Raw genomic sequence first — 18,035 nt, 5'->3', positions numbered from 1 at the left:
AGGACGCCGGTGCAGAATCGAAACGTGAAGCTACTGATCATCGCGGACACTCACCTGCCCACCCGAGCGAAAGTGCTGCCCGATCAGGTGTGGGCCGCCGTCGACGACGCCGATGTGGTGATCCATGCCGGCGATTGGGTGAATCTCGCGACGTTCGAGGCACTCTCGCAGCGATCTCGTTCGCTGGTCGCCTGCTGGGGAAACAACGACGGCGACGAGCTGCGTGCGGTCATGCCCGAACGTGCCGACTTGGTACTCGGCGGCGTGCGCTTCACCGTCGTCCACGAGACCGGAGCCGCGACAGGACGCGAGCGCCGGATGGCGACCGCATACCCCGATACCGACGTCCTCGTGTTCGGACACAGTCACATTCCGTGGGATACGACGGCCGACAACGGTCTACGGCTGCTCAACCCCGGATCTCCGACGGACCGGCGTCGGCAGCCGTTCTGTACCTACCTCACCGCCGTTGCCGATGGCGGCGAGCTGACAGACGTCGAGCTGCATCGACTTCCGCCTCGCTGATCGGCATGCCGAGTGTCCGTCACATTCCGCCTGCGACTCTGACGACCGTTCCGGTGGCGTAGCGCGAATCCTCGGACAACAGCCACGACACCGCGCCGGCGATCTCGTCGGGTACTCCAGGGCGGCCGAGGGGGATGCTCGACGCCATCTTCCGTGGTCGCTCACGGTCTTTGTGAAACTCGGTCTCGATGACCCCCGGCGCGACGGCGTTGACACGAATGTTCTGCGCGGCAAGCTCTTTGGACAGACCGACCGTCAAGGTGTCGACGGCTGCCTTGGCCGCGGCGTAGTGCACGTACATACCGGGACTTCCGATGGTGGCTGCCGCGGAGGAGATGTTGACGATGGCACCGCCGTGGTCGGCCATCGCGTGTATGGCGTACTTGCAGCAGGTCAGGACGCCGAGCAGGTTGACGTCCAAGTCTGCCCTGATCGTCTCGATGTCGTTGTTCGCCAGGGTCCCTACTGCACGCGCCGATCCGGCGTTGTTCACCAATCCGGTGACAGTGCCGATCTCGGCAGCAGCAGCGAACAGATCGATCACCGACCGCTCGTCAGTGGCGTCGGCACGTATCGCGACGACCGTTCGGTCGGCGCTCGACAGTTCGTTCACCACTGCGTCGGCGGCCGCAGAATCGGAGCGGTAGGCGATCACGACGTCGTGCCCATCGGCCACGAGACGCCGAGATACTGCGGCTCCGATTCCGCGGCTGCCGCCGGTCACGATCGTCAAAGGGGCATTCATCGTTCGACAATAGCGAGCGGCTCGGCGGCGACAGCTAACCGTCACTGCTGGGTTCTCACTGCTGGGTAGGTGCGGGCTCTCTGGCATGGTCGACCAAGTCGTGCACCAGTCCGATGATGACGTCCATCTGTTCGATGACCTCCACGCGCAGTCGGTCCTGTTGCTCGTCGGGCATGACCGGGGCATTCGGGCCGTCGAGGGACATCAACAGATCGATGTTGGTGCGCAGCGCGGTCAACGGTTCCATCAGTTCGGCACCGGCGTCGACTATCAACTGTCCCTGTCGTGCCCGCGACCGCGAAAGCGCAGCCAGCATCTCGTTGAAACTGTTGGCGAGAGACGCCAGTTCGTCGTCTCCGTTGACGTCGATGGGCTCGAAGTCACCCGTCCTGGCCACTCGTTCCGTTCCGGCGCGCAACCGTCTGACCGGACGAAGGCCGGTGCGAGCGACGGCTGCGCCGGCCACACCAGCGAGGGCGACGAGAAATGCCCCGACGAGGATCAGGGCAAGCGTGAGTTTTCCGAGCAGTGGTGAGGTACCGCTCAGGGCTTCGGCCACCATGATCGTCTCACCGGAATCGGTGCGCTCGGCGGAGATGTAGTAGCCGCGAACCTCCCGCAGTGACCGATCGGTGCGGCCCTCGGTGACCGCCTTCTCCGGATCGTCGAGCCCACCATCGGAGTTGGTGAAGGGGTAGGTGCCGTTGGACGAGGACACCAAGGTGCCATCGGTGGTCATCAACGCAACTTTGACCGCGGTTCCTTCTGTGTCTTCGATCCCGAACCCGAACAGATCGGCCGGCACTCCCGACGCTGCGCTGGCGATCAGCGCATCGCTGTTTCGGCCGACACGGTCGATGATCTGCGAGCGAAGCGACTGCTCTGCGACGAGGTAGATCGCCAGAGCGCTGACCGCAACGGCGAGCGCGGCCAGGCTCATCGTCAACACTCGAATCCGTCCGTGCAACGACAGCGCCCTCGGGCGGGTGTGCGCACGTGAATACCTCATGGATCGAGTATGCCGGTCGGCAGCGACCAGAATTCGCGAGGCCGCCATGAGTAGGCACTGCAGAGCGCACCGATACTCAGAATGGCGGCTCCTCGTCTTCTTCGTTGGTCGATTCTGGTTCGGGGGTCGGGTTGTCGGGTGGGTCGGGGTAGGTGATGATGCCGGATCGTTTGGGTTGGGTGGGGATGTGTGGCCGGAGGTCGTTGCCGATGATGGGTACTGTGGTTCCGTTGGCGGGCAAAGTTATTCGGGTGGTCTTCGAGGTGGAGGTCCATAGGATGGCGCCGCCGGGGAGCATGGCTGCGGTCCAGTAGCCGGCGGTTTTGACGCTGTGGTGGTATTCGCAGAGGCATTGGAGGTTGTTGACGGTGGTCCAGCCGCCGCCGAGGGGGTTGGCGTGGTCGAACGGGTTGACGTGGTCGAGTTGGCAGCGTGCGGCGGGTCGGTGGCAGCCGGGGAAGCGGCAGTGGCGGTCGCGTAGTCGGACGGCGGCGGTGGTGAGGGCGTCGGGTCTGTAGATCAGGGCTCGGTCGGTGAGTGGGTCGCGCCCGAAAGATGTTCCGAGGGTGGGGTCGGCGGCGATGGCGGCTTCGAGTGCTGCGGCGAGGGATGCATTGCCGAGGTAGATGCCGGAGGGGGTGCGGTGTGCGGGTCCGTGGGCTGAGGGTGTGTGCGCTGCTGGGTAGATCGTCTGGTCTACGCGCTGGATTGCGGACGGCAGGTCGAGGGCAGAGCTGTGCCGTGAGCCCCGGCCGACGGGTGTGTGGGTACAGAACAGGGCCGCTGCGGAGGCAAGGGCATTCCGACGCCCTTGCCGGGTGTCGGGATCGGCGGACGGCTCGGGTGGGGCGTCTGTGGTGGTCGAATGAGGTTGTGGTGCAACCGAACCCGAACCTGAACGGAGCTGTGGGCTCGAACATGACCTGGGGTGCGGTTCTGGGTCCGGTGGCGACTGTGGTGGTGGTGCGGCTCGCTGCGCGCGACGTTGTGTGCCGGTGCCTGTGCCCGGAGTATTGGGTCGAGTGGCTGCGTCGATACCGGACTGCGAGCTGTCCGCGGGATCAGCGCCGGCACCGCCTGCGCGCTCGACATCGTCAGCAGCATTGGCATTTGCGTCGTCAGTAGTATTGGCACTGGATTCGTCAATCACGTTGCCCGCGTCTCTCGTTGGCCCAACCGCGCCGGTTCCCGCGGGTGTATCCGACGCTGCAGTACCTGTCGCGGGCGTTCCTGTGGTCGGACCCGTATCCGTCTGTGTTGCTGGCGCATTCGATTCCGCGGCGTTCGTTTCCACTGTATTCGATGCTGCCGAGTTCGGCTGTGCCGGCTCGGGGTCTGCCCTGTTCGGCTCGTCTGTGGTGTCTGTGGATTCAGCGGAGCGTCGTTCCCATTCCCCGGTCTCTGGGTTCTGCACCGCCAGTCCGAGTGTCTCGGCGAGGGTGACTGCTTCGGTGAGCAGGATCTGCCACTGACTGTTGCGCGCCAATTCCCGCGCGAGATCAGGATCGATGGAACCGTGCCCAGCCAGGTACGCAGGGTTCGCGAGCAGTCCGATCAGCGTCGCGATATCGACGGTGACCATCGTCAACGGCACCCGACGATCCGGCAATACGGTCTCGGTCTCGGTCTTCGGGCAGTCCGCGCGTTGGCACAGGCATGTCAGCCTGGGTTCTCCGTGCATTCGCGCCATGAACGCATCGCACAGTCGTTCCTGTTTGCCGCGGGGGTCTTTCGGGCAGAGCGTGTCGGCCATCTCCTCGAGGAGCTGCCATGCGGCTGCCGCTTCGGGGGCGGTCAATTCTGCTCGGATCCGCGCCAACTCCCCAGCCGGGGCGTAGGAAACATTGCGGAACCTCTTTGCGAATTCGCGTAGTGCTGCTGCTTCCTCGGGTGCGACGCGCAGCAGAATGTCCCAGATCTCGTTCTCCAGTGGACCCGGTGACGACCGTCGGGCTGCTTCGACGATGTCGCCCTCGACGGACTTGACGATGTCGTCGGAGAGGTTGTCGAGGATCCGGCACACCGTACGTACGCGGGGGAGGTCGATGTCACCGGCCTCGAATGCGGTTTTCACCAGAGGAAGCCGGGTGTGCAGTGCCACGCCGACGGACACGTACGCTTCGGCGACGGTGGCGGAGCAGCTCAACGCGAGTGCCATCTCGGTGCGTCCGTACCGGCTGTACTGCCGATGCTTCGCATCCTGCGCGATGCAGGTGAGGTGGAAGTCGTAGCAGGCAGCGATCTTTCGGGCCGCATGCCGATTCTCTTCCCGCGCGGCAGCGGTCAACGCATCCAACGACACCACTGGTGCAGCCATTTTTCACCCCCCGGTGACCCCCCAGTTCAGAACATGCGTTCGAACTGAAGAAAGAGTATCTCGACCCACCGACAAGAATGCAAAGGTGCCCGTTGAGCACTTGCCGAGACTGGTTACGTGCGGTGATCGGTGTGGTCGCTGTCCTCGTTCCATCGCTGTGCCCATTGCCATAGCGGTTCGAGTGCAGGTCCGAGTTCGTCACCGATCTCGGTGAGACGGTAAGAGCCATCAGGGCCCTTCGCCAGCACTCGTGCGTCGACGAGAGTGCGTAGCCGGGTGGCGAGCACGCTCGAGGATATGTCGTCGGTGCGTCGCCTCAGTTCGAGGAAGCCGAGCGGTCCGCTGCGTAGCTCGAACAGGATGCGCATGTTCCAGCGCTGCCCCAGAAGGTCGAGCGCGGCCATCATGGCACGGCGCGGTTCGTTTGCCTTTTCCATCTCGACTCATCATAGTGGTTCGAAAATCGAAGCAGTTCGAAATTCGAAGCACTACGAGGAGTGGAGAACGAATGACCGGGCGGGCGGATGGAAAGACGGTGTTGATCACCGGCGCATCTCGGGGAATCGGAGCAGAAACTGCATTGCAGTTGGGTGCTCTCGGTGCTGCGGTCGCGGTGAACTACCGCGAGAAGAAGCGTCGAGCCGAGGCCGTGGTGCGCGCGATCGAGGAGGGCGGCGGCACAGCACTTCCTGTGGGTGCCGACGTCACCGACGCTGACGCGATCGACGCCATGCTGAACGTTGTCGTTGCCGAGTTCGGCGCAATCGACGTTCTGGTTCTCAATGCCTCGGGTGGCCTGGAGTTCGGTGCAGAACCCGACTACGCGATGAGTATCAATCGCGACGTTGGCTCTGGCTCGCGCGAGTATCGCCCGTATGGAGCCGGGCTCGCGGATCGTCTTCCTCACCAGCCACCAGGCGCATTTTCACGGCAAGAAACCGGTCCCCGTCGAATACGAACCCGTTGCTGCGAGCAAACGGGCGGGGGAGGATGCACTGCGTGGGATGATTCCTGAATTGGATTCTCGGGGAATCGAATTGGTCGTGGTGTCCGGGGACATGATCGAGGGCACGATCGTGGTCACCCTGCTCGAACGCCGTAATCCGGACTCAGTCGCTGCGCGAACCGCGCAGGGTGCGCTCCCGACCATTGCGGAGTTCGCGTCGGCTGTGACGGAGGCTGCAATCGGACCCATCGAGAAGTCCGGCCGGACTGTCTACGTAGGTGGAGCCGACTACCTCGACGGGTCCGTGTCGGGGTAGTCGGCTCCGCTCGATCGGATGAAGAATCAGCTACCGAGAACGCAGAACTGACCGCTCGTGAGGTTCAGTGCCAACGACAGCGGCCCGACGCAGTCGACGCCGCGTGCCTCGGATGTGGCACCGGATCCCCATCCTGCGACCGCGAGGGTCGTCTGGCCGGCATCTGCCCACGAGTGCGCGATTCCGCCGCCGAGTGCGAGCGCGTATGCCGTGCCCGCGTTCTTGCTTGCTCCGAGCGCGACACCGTAGCCGTTGGCGTAGGTGTTGGTTGCGCCCGGCCCGTCGTTGACACTGACGGCAGTTCCGCTGTCAGCGGCACCGGCGGTGGCGGTTCCGGGTCCGTTCGAGGTGGCTCCGCAGCTCGCTGTGTCACTCACCTGGATGTCGTTGGCCGAGGGCGGCGACACGCACGTGACCGGTGCCGCCGACGCGGTGGCGGTGCCGGCGAAGGCGGCCACCGTCAGGCCCGATCCGATGGCGAAAATAGCTGCGGTGCGGGCGATTCGACTACCGAACCGACTGAACGTTCGCGCGGAGGAGGAGTTGGAAGAAACCGTACGGGGCAGGGAAACAGAGAACAACAGAAAGCTCCTTCACGAGCGAAACGGGTCGGTGCGGCACACGGTACCCCGCTCCGGGGGTCCGTGACAGCAAGCAGACACAGATTGTGTAACGGTGCCGATGGCATCGGGAGATGAATCGTCGTAGAAGTCCGATTTCTCGGACCCTGCGGTATCGGTCGAGCCGGTTCGTGCCGCCTTTGTACTGCCCAGGTTCTACGTGCGCAGTCCGGTCGATTCCGTTCCGTCAGTTCATGATTGGGGCTTGTTTGTCGGCTCGGTGCCGGTGTCCGAAGCGGGTGGCGATGCTCCGAGTCGGCATGCCCGGGCGACCGCCGAACGAAAGGAAATTGTTATCGGAGGGCTGGCGAGCCGTCGGACGCGGCTCGATAGTTGGGTCTCACAGCGCAGGTGCCGTTCCGACCAGATCGATTTGTCGACGCTCACAATCGATTTGACGTGCGAGGACGCAGACGTGCCCACCGGGCCGAACGGTCCTTTCGATGCGGGCCCCACGGCGACAGAGTCCGTCGTGCCCCGGGCACCACGGAATCGTTCAGTCGAGCGCACTCGAACGCAAATCGTTCAGACGCTGCCCTGATAGTCGTGTTGGCGCCAGGCCTCGTACATCGTCACTGCTGCGGCGTTCGCCAGGTTGAGTGATCGTCGTCCGGGGATCATCGGGATGCGCAGCTGATCGGTCACATGGGGGTCGTTCAAGACGTCGTCGGGGAGTCCGGTGGGTTCCGGTCCGAACAGTAGGACGTCACCGGGTTGGTAGGCGACGTCGGCGTAGGAGCGTGTTGCGTGCGCGGTGAAGGCGAAGACCCGTTCCGGGGCCAGTGCGGACCACGCCGACCGCAGGTCCTGGTGCACGGTGACCGACGCGAGGTCGTGGTAGTCCAATCCCGCGCGTTTGAGCTTGGGTTCGGACATGTCGAACCCGAGGGGGCCAACGAGATGCAGTTCGCATCCGGTGCCGGCGACGAGGCGAATCGCATTGCCGGTGTTCTGCGGAATCCGGGGCTCGAAGAACATGAGTCGAAACACCCGGATCACTCTGCCACCACGAGCCCGGGGAGGATGGGGCAGGTGGACGACGAACAGACCATCGGCGAAGATTTCTCGGATTCTCGACTCGACGGGCGGGAGTGGTCGGGCAGGCAGTTCGTCCGGTGCACCTTCCGTGACGCGGACATGAGCAATGTGCGGACCGACTCGGTCGTCTTCACCGAATGCGACTTCACCGGTACCGACCTCACGGATTCGGTGCACACCAACTCGGCCTTTCGATCGTGCACGTTCACTCGAACCAATCTGCAGCACAGCGTCTTCCGTCACTCGACGTTGATGGGATCGGTGTTCGTGGACACTCGCATGCGTCCGGCCACCTACGACGAAGTCGATTTCACGTTGGCCTCGCTGGGTAATGCCGACCTGCGCGGCGTCGATCTGACCGGATGTCGGATGCGGGAGGCGAACCTGACCTCGACCGATCTTCGCAAAGCGGTGCTGCGGTCCGTCGATCTCGTGGGCGCACGAACCGTCGGTGCCAAAATGGAGGAGTCGGACCTGCGCGGAGCCGTCGTCGATGCGTCGCTGTGGGTCGGCGCACTGGTGCGCGGGGCCAAGATCGAACTGATGCAAGCAGTGGCCTTCGCGGCTGCGCAGGGCTTGATCGTCGAGAGCTGACCGCGGTGATCGGCCCGGCGCGCCGCCGGACGGGCAGAACCTGAAACAATGGCCCGGTGACTGCAACGATCCTCGATGGCAAAGCGACTCGTGACGAGATTTTCGTCGACCTCACCGCCCGTGTGGCACGTCTGCGGGAGCAGGGCATCACTCCCGGCCTGGCGACGGTGCTCGTCGGAGATGATCCGGGTTCTGCCGCGTACGTGCGGGGCAAGCACAACGACTGCGCGAAGGTGGGCATCACTTCCATTCGACGCGATCTTCCCGCGGATATCACTCAGTCCGAACTCGAAGCGGTCATCGACGAGCTCAACGCCAACCCCGACTGCACGGGGTACATCGTGCAGCTTCCGTTGCCCAAGCATCTGGACGAGAACGCCGCGCTCGAGCGCATCGATCCCGACAAGGATGCCGACGGTCTGCACCCGATCAACCTCGGCCGCTTGGTGCTGGGCAAGGACGCCGCATTGCCGTGCACCCCGCGGGGCATCGTCCACTTGCTGCGGCGCTACGACGTCGCACTCGACGGGGCGCGCGCTGTGGTCATCGGCCGCGGTGTGACGGTGGGCCGACCGATCGGACTGCTGCTGACCCGCCGTTCGGAGAACGCGACGGTCACGTTGTGCCACACCGGAACTCGTGATCTTGCCGCAGAGGTCTCCCGCGCCGACATCGTCATCGCGGCCGCCGGGGTTCCCGGTTTGATCACCGCAGACATGGTCAAGCCCGGGGCGGCTGTGCTCGACGTCGGGGTCACCCGCACCGAGGACGGATTGCGCGGAGACGTCGCGGACGACGTCGCCGAGGTGGCCGGTTTCCTGTCGCCCAACCCCGGTGGAGTCGGGCCGTTGACGCGCGCGTTTCTGCTGTCCAATGTCGTGGAGCGAGCCGAACGCACTGCGGCCCAGAGTTGAGCGAGCCGAGGTGAACGACGTACAGGATGCGCGAGGCGATCACGTGCCGGGTTTCCGAGCGGCGCTCGCTCGGAATCTACCGATGGTCGTGGTGTCGATCATCGTGCTCGCCGCGCTGGTCCTGGTTCTCGCCGACCGTTGGCGGCGCGGCTCGTTCATCTTCGGGTGCGCAGCGGTGGTGGCAGCGTTGCTGCGACTGTGCCTACCCGAGTCACGCGTCGGCACCCTGAAGGTGCGCAGCAGGGGATTCGACGTGTTGGCGCTGGGAGGCGTCGGCGGCGCCATCGTCTTTCTGTCGCTGTCGATCGATCCCCTGGGGACGGACTGACGTAGACCGATCGACTCGGGTCAGCGCCGTCCGAGGCGGGCGAGCTCCATTGTCTCGGCCAGCAACTTCGCCACCGAATCGGCCTCGGTGAGAAATCCGTCGTGGCCGTCTCGCGACTGGATCACTTCGAGCCCCCGGCACTGTGGGAGTTCACGCGCAATTTCTTTCTGCAGTCGAAGCGGGTAGAGGCGATCGGAATCGACGCCCCCGACGATGGTCGGAACCGGCACGGACGCAAGGGCTTCGGCGACTCCGCCGCGTCCTCGGCCCACGTCGTGGCGGTTCATCGCTTCGCTCAGAAGAACGTACGTCGCCGCGTCGAATCGATTGACCAGTTTGGCGGCCTGATGCTCGAGGTAGCTCTGCGCGGAGTACCTGCCGCCGGCCCACGGATCCTCGTCGTTCTGCGGAGAGTTTCCGAACCGAATGTCGAGTTCGCTCTCGGTTCGGTACGTCAGATGCGCGATGCGTCGAGCGATCCCGAGTCCGGCGGTCGGGGCGGTGCCGGTGTCGTGGTAATTGCCGCCGAGCCAACCCGGATCGGCCTTGATCGCAGCGATCTGGGTGGTTTGCGTTCCGATCTGGTCCGCTGTCGCGCGGGCACCGACGGCGAGCACCAGCGCGGCACCCACCCGATCCGGATGTCCCACAATCCATTCGAGGGTGCGCATGCCGCCCATCGACCCGCCCACGACGGCGGCGAACCGATCGATGCCCAGAACATCGGCCACCGCGACCTCTGCCGCCACCTGATCGCGAATCGAAATTTCCGGGAAGCGAGAACCGTACGGGGTGCCGTCGGGGGAGATGCTGCTCGGCCCGGTGGTGCCTCCGCATCCGCCGAGCACGTTGGTGGCCACGACACACCATTCGTCGGTGTCGATGGGGCTGCCCGGTCCGACCATCCCGTTCCACCAACCGGGCAGTACGTGGTCGGCATCCGGCGGTCCCGAAACGTGGGAATCACCGGTCAACGCATGTTCGACGAGCACGACGTTGCTGCGATCGGCCGCCATCTCGCCCCAACGCTGCACCGCCACGGTCACGTGCGGAATATGAGAACCGTTCTCGAGATCGAGACCACCGATGTCGATGGTTCCCAACCGCCCGTCCGGAGACGGAAGGACCGCCTCCGGACGAACGCCTGTGTTCAAACTGTGGCTCAAGACGCCGCCGCGCGGAAGCCGACCTCGAGATCGGCGATGATGTCGTCGATTCCTTCTATACCGACGGCCAGACGCACGAGGCCGGGAGTGACGCCGGAGGCCAACTGCTCTTCCGGGGTCAACTGCGAATGCGTGGTGGACGCGGGATGGATGACGAGAGAACGCACGTCTCCGATGTTAGCCACATGACTGTGCAGAGTGAGAGCGTTGACGAACTTCTTGCCCGCGTCCACTCCTCCTTTCAGCTCGAACGCGATGATCGCGCCCTGCCCCTTCGGGAGCAGCTGCTGCCCGCGCTCGTACCAGGGCGAGGACTCGAGTCCGGCGTAGTTGATCGAGACGACGTCGTCGCGACCGGCCAAGAAGGCGGCCACCTTCTGCGCGTTCGCCACGTGCCGCTCGATTCGAAGACTCAACGTCTCGAGGCCCTGGCTGATCAGGAACGCATTGAAGGGTGACACAGCAGCCCCGATGTCACGCAACAACTGCACCCGCGCCTTCAGGGCGAAGGCCGGAGCGCCGAGATCGGCGAAGACGACACCGTGGTAACTCGGATCCGGGGTGGTGAAGTTGGGGTGACGGCCCTGCGTCCAGTCGAACGTTCCGCCGTCGACGATGACGCCCGCGATCGCCGTGCCGTGACCGCCGAGGTACTTCGTCGCCGAGTGCACCACGATGTCGGCACCGTGCTTCAGCGGCTGCAGCAGGTACGGCGTCGCGACGGTGTTGTCGACGATCAGCGGAATGCCGTTCTCGTGGGCGATCGCCGAAATGCCGGGGATATCGAGAACGTCGTTCTTCGGGTTGGAGATCGTCTCACCGTAGAACGCTTTGGTCGACGGTGTGATGGCCGCGCGCCACTGCTCGAGATCGTCCGGATCGTCGACGAACGAGACGGTGATCCCCAGCTTCGGAAGCGTGTAATGAAACAGGTTGTAGGTGCCGCCGTAGAGCCGCGGGCTCGAGACGATGTGATCGCCCGCCTCGGCGAGATTGAGAATGGCGAACGTTTCTGCTGCCTGGCCCGACGCGAGCAGAAGCGCTGCGACGCCCCCTTCGAGAGCGGCGATGCGCTGCTCGACGACATCCTGCGTGGGGTTGATGATGCGGGTGTAGATGTTGCCCGGTTCCGCCAGGCCGAACAGTGCGGCCGCGTGATCGGTGTTGTCGAACGTGTACGAGGTGGTCTGGTAGATGGGCAACGCACGAGCCCTGGTGGTGCCGTCCGGTGTCTGACCCGAATGGATCTGCTTGGTCTCGAAGCTCCAGTCGGCTGCGGGATCGGTGAACGGATCCTCGGTGGGTGCTCCGGTGGCGTCGACGACGTCGGGGGTCGAATCGGTCATGGCTGGTGATACTCCGTTTTCTCAGACGTGTTTTCTGTCGAATGAAGCTCGAGAACTCGAGCGTTACGGGGCGTATCGGTACAGCAACACATGAGAACCTCCTGACATGCCTCGGCCCGTGGGGACCGAAGATCAGTGGGTCCGCTTCGGAGCGGACCCGCGCTTGTCGATACGACACGGATGTGTTGCATCGGCCTGGTCGTTCACCCGGGGCACCCCACCGCGGTTGGAGGGTTGCCGGCCAGCAAGCCGGGGCTCGATGCTGGCACTCATGACCTGGCAGGAATCTTAGCGGGTACGGGTGTCTCGGGGGAACGAGGGCGCTCACGACCCTCGAGCAGATGCTCTGGTGAGGACAATCACCGCCCGACGACTCGAAAACGAGTCGCCTCGGGGAAGACAATGAACACGACGAACGTTGTGCCGTCCGGTCGGGCTGTACTGAATCGATCCACCAGGTCGTCGATTTACCAGGTCGTCGATCCACCAGCCCCTGGCCCGCTCTGTAATCCGATTGCTTACGAAGGTTGTTCTGCTGTGACTGTCACCGATTCCGCTCTCGCCAGAAACGTCAGCGCCGTGCGCGGCAAGGTGTCGAGTGGGTTGAGCGTCGGCCATCGACCGCACTCGACCCGCCGCAGGCTCGCCATGCTGGCCCTGTCCATCGGCGGCTTCGGCATCGGCACCACCGAATTCGCCTCGATGGGCCTGCTCCCGGACATCGCGACGACGATGGGAATATCGGAGCCGTCGGCCGGCCACATGATCTCCGCCTACGCGCTCGGCGTCGTCGTCGGTGCGCCGACAATCGCCGCTCTTGCGGCGCGTGTTCCTCGGCGCATGTTGTTGCTGGCGCTGATGGTGGCGTTCACGCTCGGCAATCTCGGGACGGTCTTCGCGCCGAGTTTCAACGAGTTGGTGGCCTCCCGGTTCGTGGCCGGTCTGCCGCACGGCGCGTATTTCGGCGTTGCCGCACTGGTGGCGGCGCACCTCGCTGAGCCGGGCAAACGAGCCAAGGCCGTCGCGATGGTGATGATGGGTCTATCGGTGGCGAACGTCGTCGGTGTACCGGTGGCGACCTGGATCGGCCAGGCCCTCGGGTGGCGAAGCGCATTCGCCCTCGTCGCCGTGATCGGGTTGCTCACCGTCAGTGCGCTGGTCCTGTGGATGCCGCGACTCGACGCCATGCCGACCACCAGTCCGATCACCGAGCTCGGTGCCCTCCGCCGTGGCCAGGTGTGGATGACCCTGTTCGTCGGCATCGTCGGATTCGGCGGCATGTTCGCGGTGTACACCTACATCGCGTCGACCCTGACCGACGTCGCAGGCCTTGCCCGTGCACTGGTTCCGGTGGCCTTGATGATCTACGGCCTCGGCATGGTTGCCGGCAACTACGCAGGCGGTTGGTTGGCCGACAAGTACAAGCTCAAGGGCACCTTCATCGGGCTGGCCGCGACCGCAGTGTCCCTGGCCGTCTTCGTCGTCGCGGCTCACAACCCGGTGACCGCGCTGCTTCTCGTGTTCTTGATCGGCGCGTCCGGCTCGTCCGTCGTCCCCGGACTTCAGACCCGTCTGATGGACGTGGCGGAGGACGCGCAGACTCTCGCCGCTTCACTCAACCACGCGGCGTTCAACCTGGCCAATGCCATCGGAGCCGCGGTGGGCGGCGCGGTGATCGCCGCAGGTCTCGGCTACACGGCACCGGCCGCCGTCGGCTCGGGTCTCGCTGTTGCCGGCCTGGGCGTTCTGTCCGTCGCCATGTGGATGGAGAAGCGCTCGGCGGCATGAAAGTCAGGACGTGATGGTGGTGGCGGTTCCGCCGAGCGCCTCGGACATTGCCGGAGCCACCTTGTCGATCACGTACGGCAGGCTCAGCACACTCGTGAAGTAGATCGCCCCCGCCGTCACCCCATCGGTGAAGACGAGGTTGCCGTCCTTCACCGGCTGCAGAGCGTTGTACACCGGTTCCTTCTCCAACTGGCCGCGATCGCCCGGGTTCTCCGTTCCCCAGATCAGCACATCTGCAGTGTCGAGGACCGACAGGTTCTCCAGCGGGATGCTCGCCTGCGCACTGCCGTCGGCCGGCACGAACGCGTCGATGTCGTCGGGGATCACAAAACCGAGCTTCGTCAGGAAGTCGGTGCTCAAACCGTCCTGGTACGCGATGGCCTTGCCCTCGTAGAACGCGTTCTGCAGGAAGATCGCCTTCTTCCCTGCGAACTCGGGGTGAGCCGCCGCGGCATCGGCGAACTTCTGATTCACACCGTCGATGAGTCCGTCCACTTCGGCTTTCTTACCCAACGCCCGGCCGATCTTCTCCGCCTGTACGTCCCAGGGCTCGAAGTAGGCGGTCGACGCGTCGGACTGGGCGAGCGTGGGTGCGATGTTGCTCAGAGTCCGGTAGCTGTCCGCGGTGAGACCGGCGTTGGTGGCGATGATCAGATCGGGCTCGAGGGCGGCGATCTTCTCGGTCTCGAAACCGTCGCCGTTGTTGGTGAGCACCTCGGGCTGGGCATTTCCCAGCGCGGCCCGAGCCCAGGGCCAGGTCGCGTACGGCTGGTCGCCGTACCACTCCGTCACTCCGACGGGGATCACGCCGAGGGCCAACACCGTGTCCTGTTCGGTGTATCCCGCCACCACGACGCGCGTGGGTTCCTCGGGAACGACGGTCTCGCCGAACGCATGCTTTACCGAGACGGGAAAGACGCCCGAGCTGGCGGTCGTGGGGGAGTCGGGGCCGTCGGACGTGCCGTCGGAGTTCGAGCAGGCGCTCAGTAGTCCCGCCGTGGTCAGCGCGATCGCGCACACCGCCAAAGTTCTCCGAAGTGGTCGGGTACGCATCGAGTGGGCCTTTCGTCAGGTCGGGTATCGAAAGGAAGGGTAGCCCACCCTTAGTTCGACTTTCAGGTCAACCTTCACCGAACCTCCACATTTCCCGACGAAGTCCTCCATGTCCGACCTCTAGGGTCAATTCTCATGAGCCGCACAGTTCTCGTAGTCGACGATGAACCCACGATCTCCGACGCCGTGGCCGCTCGACTGCGAGGCGAGGGGTACGACGTGGTCACTGCCGCCGACGGCCCCTCCGCGGTGGAAGTGTGCGGCCGGATCGACCCCGACGTGGTGGTGCTGGATCTGATGCTTCCCGGTTTCGACGGACTCGAAGTGTGTCGACGCATCCAGGCATCCCGGCCGGTACCGGTACTGATGTTGACGGCCAAGTCCGACGAGACCGACATGCTCGTCGGGCTGGGCGTCGGTGCGGACGATTATCTGGGCAAGCCGTTCAGCATGCGTGAACTGGTCGCGCGTGTGCACGCTCTCATCAGGCGCGCCGAGCGCGTCGTCACTCCCGAGCAGTACACCACTCGAATCGGCGACGTGCACATCGATCACCGGGAGCGACGCGTCTCCACCGACGCGGGCGACATCCACGTCACCAGAACCGAATTCGACATCCTGGCGTATCTGGCCGCTCGACCTCGCACGGCGGTGTCCAGGGAGACCCTGCTGTCGGAACTGTGGGGTTGGGACGATTCGGCCAGCAGTCGTACCGTCGACAGTCATGTGAAAGCGTTGCGGCGCAAGCTCGGTGGCGACCTGATTCGTACCGTCCACGGCGTCGGATACGCCGTGGAGGCACCGCGATGAGGCCGATGCTGCCGCGTCCGCTCGATCCCTTGCGGTCGTTCAAACTCAAGGTCTCGCTCGTGGTGGGCATCGTGCTGGTGCTGGCGAGCGTCGTCTTCTGGATCGGGGCCGGCTGGCAGTTTCGCTACACACTTCTCGCCGCATTGATCGTGTCTTTGGCCGCAACACAATTCGTCGCGCACGGCATGACGTCGCCCCTGCGAGAGATGACCTCGGCAGCCAAAGCGATGGCGCGAGGCGACTATTCGACCCGGGTGCGTGCCACGTCCCGCGACGAGGTGGGCGAGCTCGCCACCGCGTTCAACACCATGGCGAGCGACTTGGAAGCCGCCGAGAAGTACCGCCGCGAGCTGATCGGAAACGTCTCCCACGAGTTGAAGACTCCCATCGCTGCCTTGCGGGCAGTGCTCGAGAACATGGTCGACGGGGTGACCGAACCCGACCCGGCCACGTTGTCTGTCGCCCTGGGCCAGACCGAGAGACTGGGAAACCTGGTGACCGAACTGCTCGATCTGTCGAGGGTCGAGGGCGGAGTGCTGAGCATCGTCCCGACGGAATTCCCGGTGCGCCCCTTCCTCGAGGAGGCGACCGGCGTTCACCGAGAACGAGTATCGATCGTCGTCTCACCCGGTGCCGGGACGGTCGTCGCCGACCGCGCTCGAATGACGCAGGTGATCACCAATCTCGTCGACAACGCCGTACGGCATTCGCCGCAGTCGGGCACGGTGAGTATCCGAGCGCATCGAACCGGGGACCGGTTCGCGTTCGATGTTCGCGACGAGGGTCCCGGCATCGCACCGGCCGACCGTCACACGGTGTTCGACCGGTTCACTCGCGGCGGATCCACCGACGGCGGAACAGGTCTCGGACTCGGAATCGCACGGTGGGCCACCGAACTGCACGGCGGGACCATCGACGTTCTCGACAGTGAGTCGGGCTGCCACATCAGAGTGGCCATCCCCGAGCGCTGACAACCCACCTTCTTTCACACACCCACTCACCTCGACTGCTCGTCCCTGGACCGCAGCCGCGGTTCGGCATGCCTCGAACACAGAAATGGATCCCAGCCATGACCACGATCGGAATACCCATGCACCCCAGAACGCGGCCTCGTCGGTCGCTGTGGAGCCCTCGAACCTGGCCGGTGCTGCGACACTCTCGGGCACCCCGCGCGGCACTTCTAGGAGCGCTTGCTGCCGGGCTCGTCGCGACAGTGATATTGGGCTACAACAACTTCGGCGTAACCATCACCGCCGCAAGCATCATGGCTGTCGTCGTAGCGGTACGGCGTGCGTCGTTGTCGCCGTGGGAGTGGGTGGGTGTGGCGGGGGTCCTCGCCTTGTCCAGCGTCGCGGCGCTACGAGAGGCGGAGTGGATCGTCGCTCTGTCCGTTGCCCTTGCGGTCGTCGTCGGGTCGGTCGTTCTCTCGCGGGCCTGGACTTGGACGGGCATCGCTCTCGGCGCCGTGCTGCCGCTGCTGCTGCCCTTGCGGGTCGTGCGGTGGACGCGACGAGGGGCGGGAACCATCGATCTCGACGGGCCCAAGCCGATCCGAATCGGCGTGGTCGCCGCCGTCACCGTCGCGCTCTGTGTGGTGTTCGCCGCGCTGTTCGGGGCGGCGGATCGACGTTTCGCGGATGCTCTGGGCTCGGTCACTCCGCAGTTCGATCTCGGATCGATCGTCGGGCGAGTGGTCGTATTCGTACTGACGGCTGCAGGTGCGCTCGCCGCCGCATACGTGGCCGTGCATCCGCCGCGCTTCGACCGCCTGGCGGCAACACCGCGTCGCACACTTCGGTTGTGGGAGTGGGCAATACCGCTCGGCGCTGTCGTCGGCCTGTTCGGCGTGTTCGTCGCCTTTCAGATTCCGAGCTTGTTCGGCGGCCAGGGACACGTTCTGAGCACCGAAGGTTTGACCAACGCCGAGTACGCACGGCAGGGCTTCTGGCAGTTGCTGACGGTGACGGTATTGACCTTGCTCGTCATCGCGGTCACCGTGACCAAGGCCGAACGAACGGACCTACGCGACCGACTTGCATTGCGGGTTCTGCTCGGCGCGCTGTGCGCACTGTCGGTGGTGATCGTGGCGTCGGCGTTGCATCGAATGTCGTTGTACGAGGAGCAGTACGGCTACACCACCCTGCGGCTGTTCGTCACCGCGGTCGAATGGTGGTTGGGTTCGGTGTTCGTACTGCTGCTCGTCGCGGGCGTACGGATGTCGGGTCGCTGGCTTCCGCGAGCAGTCGGCGTGGGAGCAGTGCTGACCGTTCTCGCGCTCGCGGCCGTGAACCCGGACGCGTACATCGCGCGGCAGAACGTCGAACGGTTCGAGGAGACGGGGCGGATCGACGTGTTCTACCTTGGCGGGTTGTCGGCAGACGCAGATCCCGAACTCGATCGCCTACCCCAACGTGTTCGTGAGTGTGTTCAGGCCCGAGGCCCGGTCTCGTGGGGAGACAGCTGGTACCAGTGCACAGACCCGACGGTATCTGTACCCTGAGCAACGACTCGACGATCGGT

General features: G+C 64.7%; 18 protein-coding genes, 1 pseudogene and 1 riboswitch. Of the genes and pseudogenes, 10 read left to right on the top strand and 9 right to left on the bottom strand.

What is annotated here, in order from left to right; all coding sequences use genetic code 11:
* Window positions 1-24: 24 nt before the first annotated feature.
* Window positions 25-525: a metallophosphoesterase family protein gene (locus VF34_RS20135; protein WP_032400177.1), complete on the top strand. Its 501-nt coding sequence runs from the start codon at window positions 25-27 to the stop codon at window positions 523-525.
* Window positions 526-544: 19 nt separating this feature from the next.
* On the opposite strand, the gene VF34_RS20130 is transcribed toward VF34_RS20135, so the two are convergent.
* The 4 genes from VF34_RS20130 to VF34_RS20115 form a co-directional block, all read right to left on the bottom strand.
* Complete coding sequence (locus tag VF34_RS20130) at window positions 545-1,270, bottom strand: SDR family NAD(P)-dependent oxidoreductase (protein WP_032400125.1); 726 nt, start codon at window positions 1,268-1,270, stop codon at window positions 545-547.
* Window positions 1,271-1,325: 55 nt separating this feature from the next.
* Window positions 1,326-2,279: a HAMP domain-containing protein gene (locus VF34_RS20125; protein WP_032400176.1), complete on the bottom strand. Its 954-nt coding sequence runs from the start codon at window positions 2,277-2,279 to the stop codon at window positions 1,326-1,328.
* Between the two features lie 76 nt (window positions 2,280-2,355).
* Window positions 2,356-4,596: an HNH endonuclease signature motif containing protein gene (locus VF34_RS24405; RefSeq protein WP_082079230.1), complete on the bottom strand. Its 2,241-nt coding sequence runs from the start codon at window positions 4,594-4,596 to the stop codon at window positions 2,356-2,358.
* A gap of 113 nt (window positions 4,597-4,709) precedes the next feature.
* Window positions 4,710-5,033, bottom strand: a complete 324-nt coding sequence (locus VF34_RS20115) for a winged helix-turn-helix transcriptional regulator (protein ID WP_032400124.1) — start codon at window positions 5,031-5,033, stop codon at window positions 4,710-4,712.
* Window positions 5,034-5,104: 71 nt separating this feature from the next.
* On the opposite strand from VF34_RS20115, the pseudogene VF34_RS25770 reads away from it, so the two are divergent.
* Together VF34_RS25770 and VF34_RS25765 are read left to right on the top strand one after the other, a co-directional pair.
* Window positions 5,105-5,329 (top strand): annotated as a pseudogene (locus tag VF34_RS25770) (SDR family NAD(P)-dependent oxidoreductase); the annotation flags it as partial.
* 142 nt (window positions 5,330-5,471) lie between these two features.
* Window positions 5,472-5,858, top strand: a complete 387-nt coding sequence (locus tag VF34_RS25765) for an SDR family oxidoreductase (protein ID WP_329955356.1) — start codon at window positions 5,472-5,474, stop codon at window positions 5,856-5,858.
* Between the two features lie 26 nt (window positions 5,859-5,884).
* Here the strand turns inward: VF34_RS25765 and VF34_RS20105 are convergent, their stop codons facing one another.
* Window positions 5,885-6,439 (bottom strand): DUF6764 family protein, encoded by a 555-nt coding sequence (locus tag VF34_RS20105; RefSeq protein WP_176456807.1) that lies wholly within the window; start codon window positions 6,437-6,439, stop codon window positions 5,885-5,887.
* A 564-nt stretch (window positions 6,440-7,003) separates the two neighbouring features.
* Entirely contained in the window at window positions 7,004-7,468 is a 465-nt protein-coding gene (locus VF34_RS20100) for a tRNA (cytidine(34)-2'-O)-methyltransferase (RefSeq protein ID WP_196250996.1), read from the bottom strand.
* 33 nt (window positions 7,469-7,501) lie between these two features.
* Between VF34_RS20100 and VF34_RS20095 the strand changes: the two genes are divergently transcribed.
* The 3 genes from VF34_RS20095 to VF34_RS20085 all read left to right on the top strand — a co-directional run bounded on the left by VF34_RS20095 (window position 7,502) and on the right by VF34_RS20085 (window position 9,352).
* Window positions 7,502-8,110, top strand: coding sequence for a pentapeptide repeat-containing protein (locus VF34_RS20095; RefSeq protein WP_032400122.1), 609 nt, complete (start codon window positions 7,502-7,504; stop codon window positions 8,108-8,110).
* A 56-nt stretch (window positions 8,111-8,166) separates the two neighbouring features.
* Entirely contained in the window at window positions 8,167-9,024 is an 858-nt protein-coding gene (locus tag VF34_RS20090; RefSeq protein ID WP_032400121.1) for a bifunctional methylenetetrahydrofolate dehydrogenase/methenyltetrahydrofolate cyclohydrolase, read from the top strand.
* Window positions 9,025-9,106: 82 nt separating this feature from the next.
* The gene (locus VF34_RS20085; RefSeq protein WP_045842095.1) at window positions 9,107-9,352 is read left to right on the top strand and encodes a DUF3017 domain-containing protein; all 246 of its coding nucleotides are present in this window, start codon (window positions 9,107-9,109) and stop codon (window positions 9,350-9,352) included.
* Window positions 9,353-9,372: 20 nt separating this feature from the next.
* Here VF34_RS20085 and metX read toward each other — a convergent pair whose 3' ends face one another.
* Both metX and VF34_RS20075 read right to left on the bottom strand, forming a co-directional pair.
* Entirely contained in the window at window positions 9,373-10,518 is a 1,146-nt protein-coding gene (gene metX / locus VF34_RS20080; protein WP_261308169.1) for a homoserine O-acetyltransferase MetX, read from the bottom strand.
* Window positions 10,515-11,864: a bifunctional o-acetylhomoserine/o-acetylserine sulfhydrylase gene (locus VF34_RS20075; RefSeq protein ID WP_080730083.1), complete on the bottom strand. Its 1,350-nt coding sequence runs from the start codon at window positions 11,862-11,864 to the stop codon at window positions 10,515-10,517. The genes metX and VF34_RS20075 overlap by 4 nt, the downstream gene beginning before the upstream one ends.
* A 154-nt stretch (window positions 11,865-12,018) precedes the next feature.
* A riboswitch (SAM riboswitch) is annotated at window positions 12,019-12,141 on the bottom strand.
* 371 nt (window positions 12,142-12,512) lie between these two features.
* Between VF34_RS20075 and VF34_RS20070 the strand changes: the two genes are divergently transcribed.
* A complete protein-coding gene (locus VF34_RS20070) occupies window positions 12,513-13,652 on the top strand; it encodes an MFS transporter (RefSeq protein ID WP_032367243.1) in 1,140 nt (379 codons plus the stop codon).
* 3 nt (window positions 13,653-13,655) lie between these two features.
* Here VF34_RS20070 and VF34_RS20065 read toward each other — a convergent pair whose 3' ends face one another.
* A complete protein-coding gene (locus tag VF34_RS20065) occupies window positions 13,656-14,705 on the bottom strand; it encodes an ABC transporter substrate-binding protein (protein WP_045841986.1) in 1,050 nt (349 codons plus the stop codon).
* A gap of 135 nt (window positions 14,706-14,840) precedes the next feature.
* Between VF34_RS20065 and VF34_RS20060 the strand changes: the two genes are divergently transcribed.
* The 3 genes from VF34_RS20060 to VF34_RS20050 all read left to right on the top strand — a co-directional run bounded on the left by VF34_RS20060 (window position 14,841) and on the right by VF34_RS20050 (window position 18,015).
* A complete protein-coding gene (locus VF34_RS20060; RefSeq protein WP_032371022.1) occupies window positions 14,841-15,515 on the top strand; it encodes a response regulator transcription factor in 675 nt (224 codons plus the stop codon).
* Window positions 15,512-16,486: a HAMP domain-containing sensor histidine kinase gene (locus VF34_RS20055; protein WP_032400119.1), complete on the top strand. Its 975-nt coding sequence runs from the start codon at window positions 15,512-15,514 to the stop codon at window positions 16,484-16,486. The genes VF34_RS20060 and VF34_RS20055 overlap by 4 nt, the downstream gene beginning before the upstream one ends.
* 98 nt (window positions 16,487-16,584) lie before the next feature.
* Complete coding sequence (locus tag VF34_RS20050) at window positions 16,585-18,015, top strand: DUF4153 domain-containing protein (protein WP_052061441.1); 1,431 nt, start codon at window positions 16,585-16,587, stop codon at window positions 18,013-18,015.
* Window positions 18,016-18,035 lie beyond the last annotated feature (20 nt).

Source organism: Rhodococcus sp. PML026 (assembly GCF_000963615.1).
GTDB classification, from domain to species: domain Bacteria; phylum Actinomycetota; class Actinomycetes; order Mycobacteriales; family Mycobacteriaceae; genus Rhodococcoides; species Rhodococcoides fascians.
This window is presented reverse-complemented; position numbering and strand designations above follow the sequence as displayed.

Coding starts and splice junctions, on each gene's coding strand:
- VF34_RS20065 (WP_045841986.1), bottom strand. CDS start 14,705: ATGCGTACCCGACCACTTCGGAGAACTTTGGCGGTGTGCGCGATCGCG.
- VF34_RS24405 (WP_082079230.1), bottom strand. CDS start 4,596: ATGGCTGCACCAGTGGTGTCGTTGGATGCGTTGACCGCTGCCGCGCGG.
- VF34_RS20125 (WP_032400176.1), bottom strand. CDS start 2,279: ATGAGGTATTCACGTGCGCACACCCGCCCGAGGGCGCTGTCGTTGCAC.
- VF34_RS20115 (WP_032400124.1), bottom strand. CDS start 5,033: ATGGAAAAGGCAAACGAACCGCGCCGTGCCATGATGGCCGCGCTCGAC.
- VF34_RS20050 (WP_052061441.1), top strand. CDS start 16,585: ATGACCACGATCGGAATACCCATGCACCCCAGAACGCGGCCTCGTCGG.
- VF34_RS20085 (WP_045842095.1), top strand. CDS start 9,107: ATGGTCGTGGTGTCGATCATCGTGCTCGCCGCGCTGGTCCTGGTTCTC.
- VF34_RS20130 (WP_032400125.1), bottom strand. CDS start 1,270: ATGAATGCCCCTTTGACGATCGTGACCGGCGGCAGCCGCGGAATCGGA.
- VF34_RS20060 (WP_032371022.1), top strand. CDS start 14,841: ATGAGCCGCACAGTTCTCGTAGTCGACGATGAACCCACGATCTCCGAC.
- VF34_RS20070 (WP_032367243.1), top strand. CDS start 12,513: ATGCTGGCCCTGTCCATCGGCGGCTTCGGCATCGGCACCACCGAATTC.
- VF34_RS20075 (WP_080730083.1), bottom strand. CDS start 11,864: ATGACCGATTCGACCCCCGACGTCGTCGACGCCACCGGAGCACCCACC.
- VF34_RS25765 (WP_329955356.1), top strand. CDS start 5,472: ATGGAGCCGGGCTCGCGGATCGTCTTCCTCACCAGCCACCAGGCGCAT.
- VF34_RS20055 (WP_032400119.1), top strand. CDS start 15,512: ATGAGGCCGATGCTGCCGCGTCCGCTCGATCCCTTGCGGTCGTTCAAA.
- VF34_RS20095 (WP_032400122.1), top strand. CDS start 7,502: ATGGGGCAGGTGGACGACGAACAGACCATCGGCGAAGATTTCTCGGAT.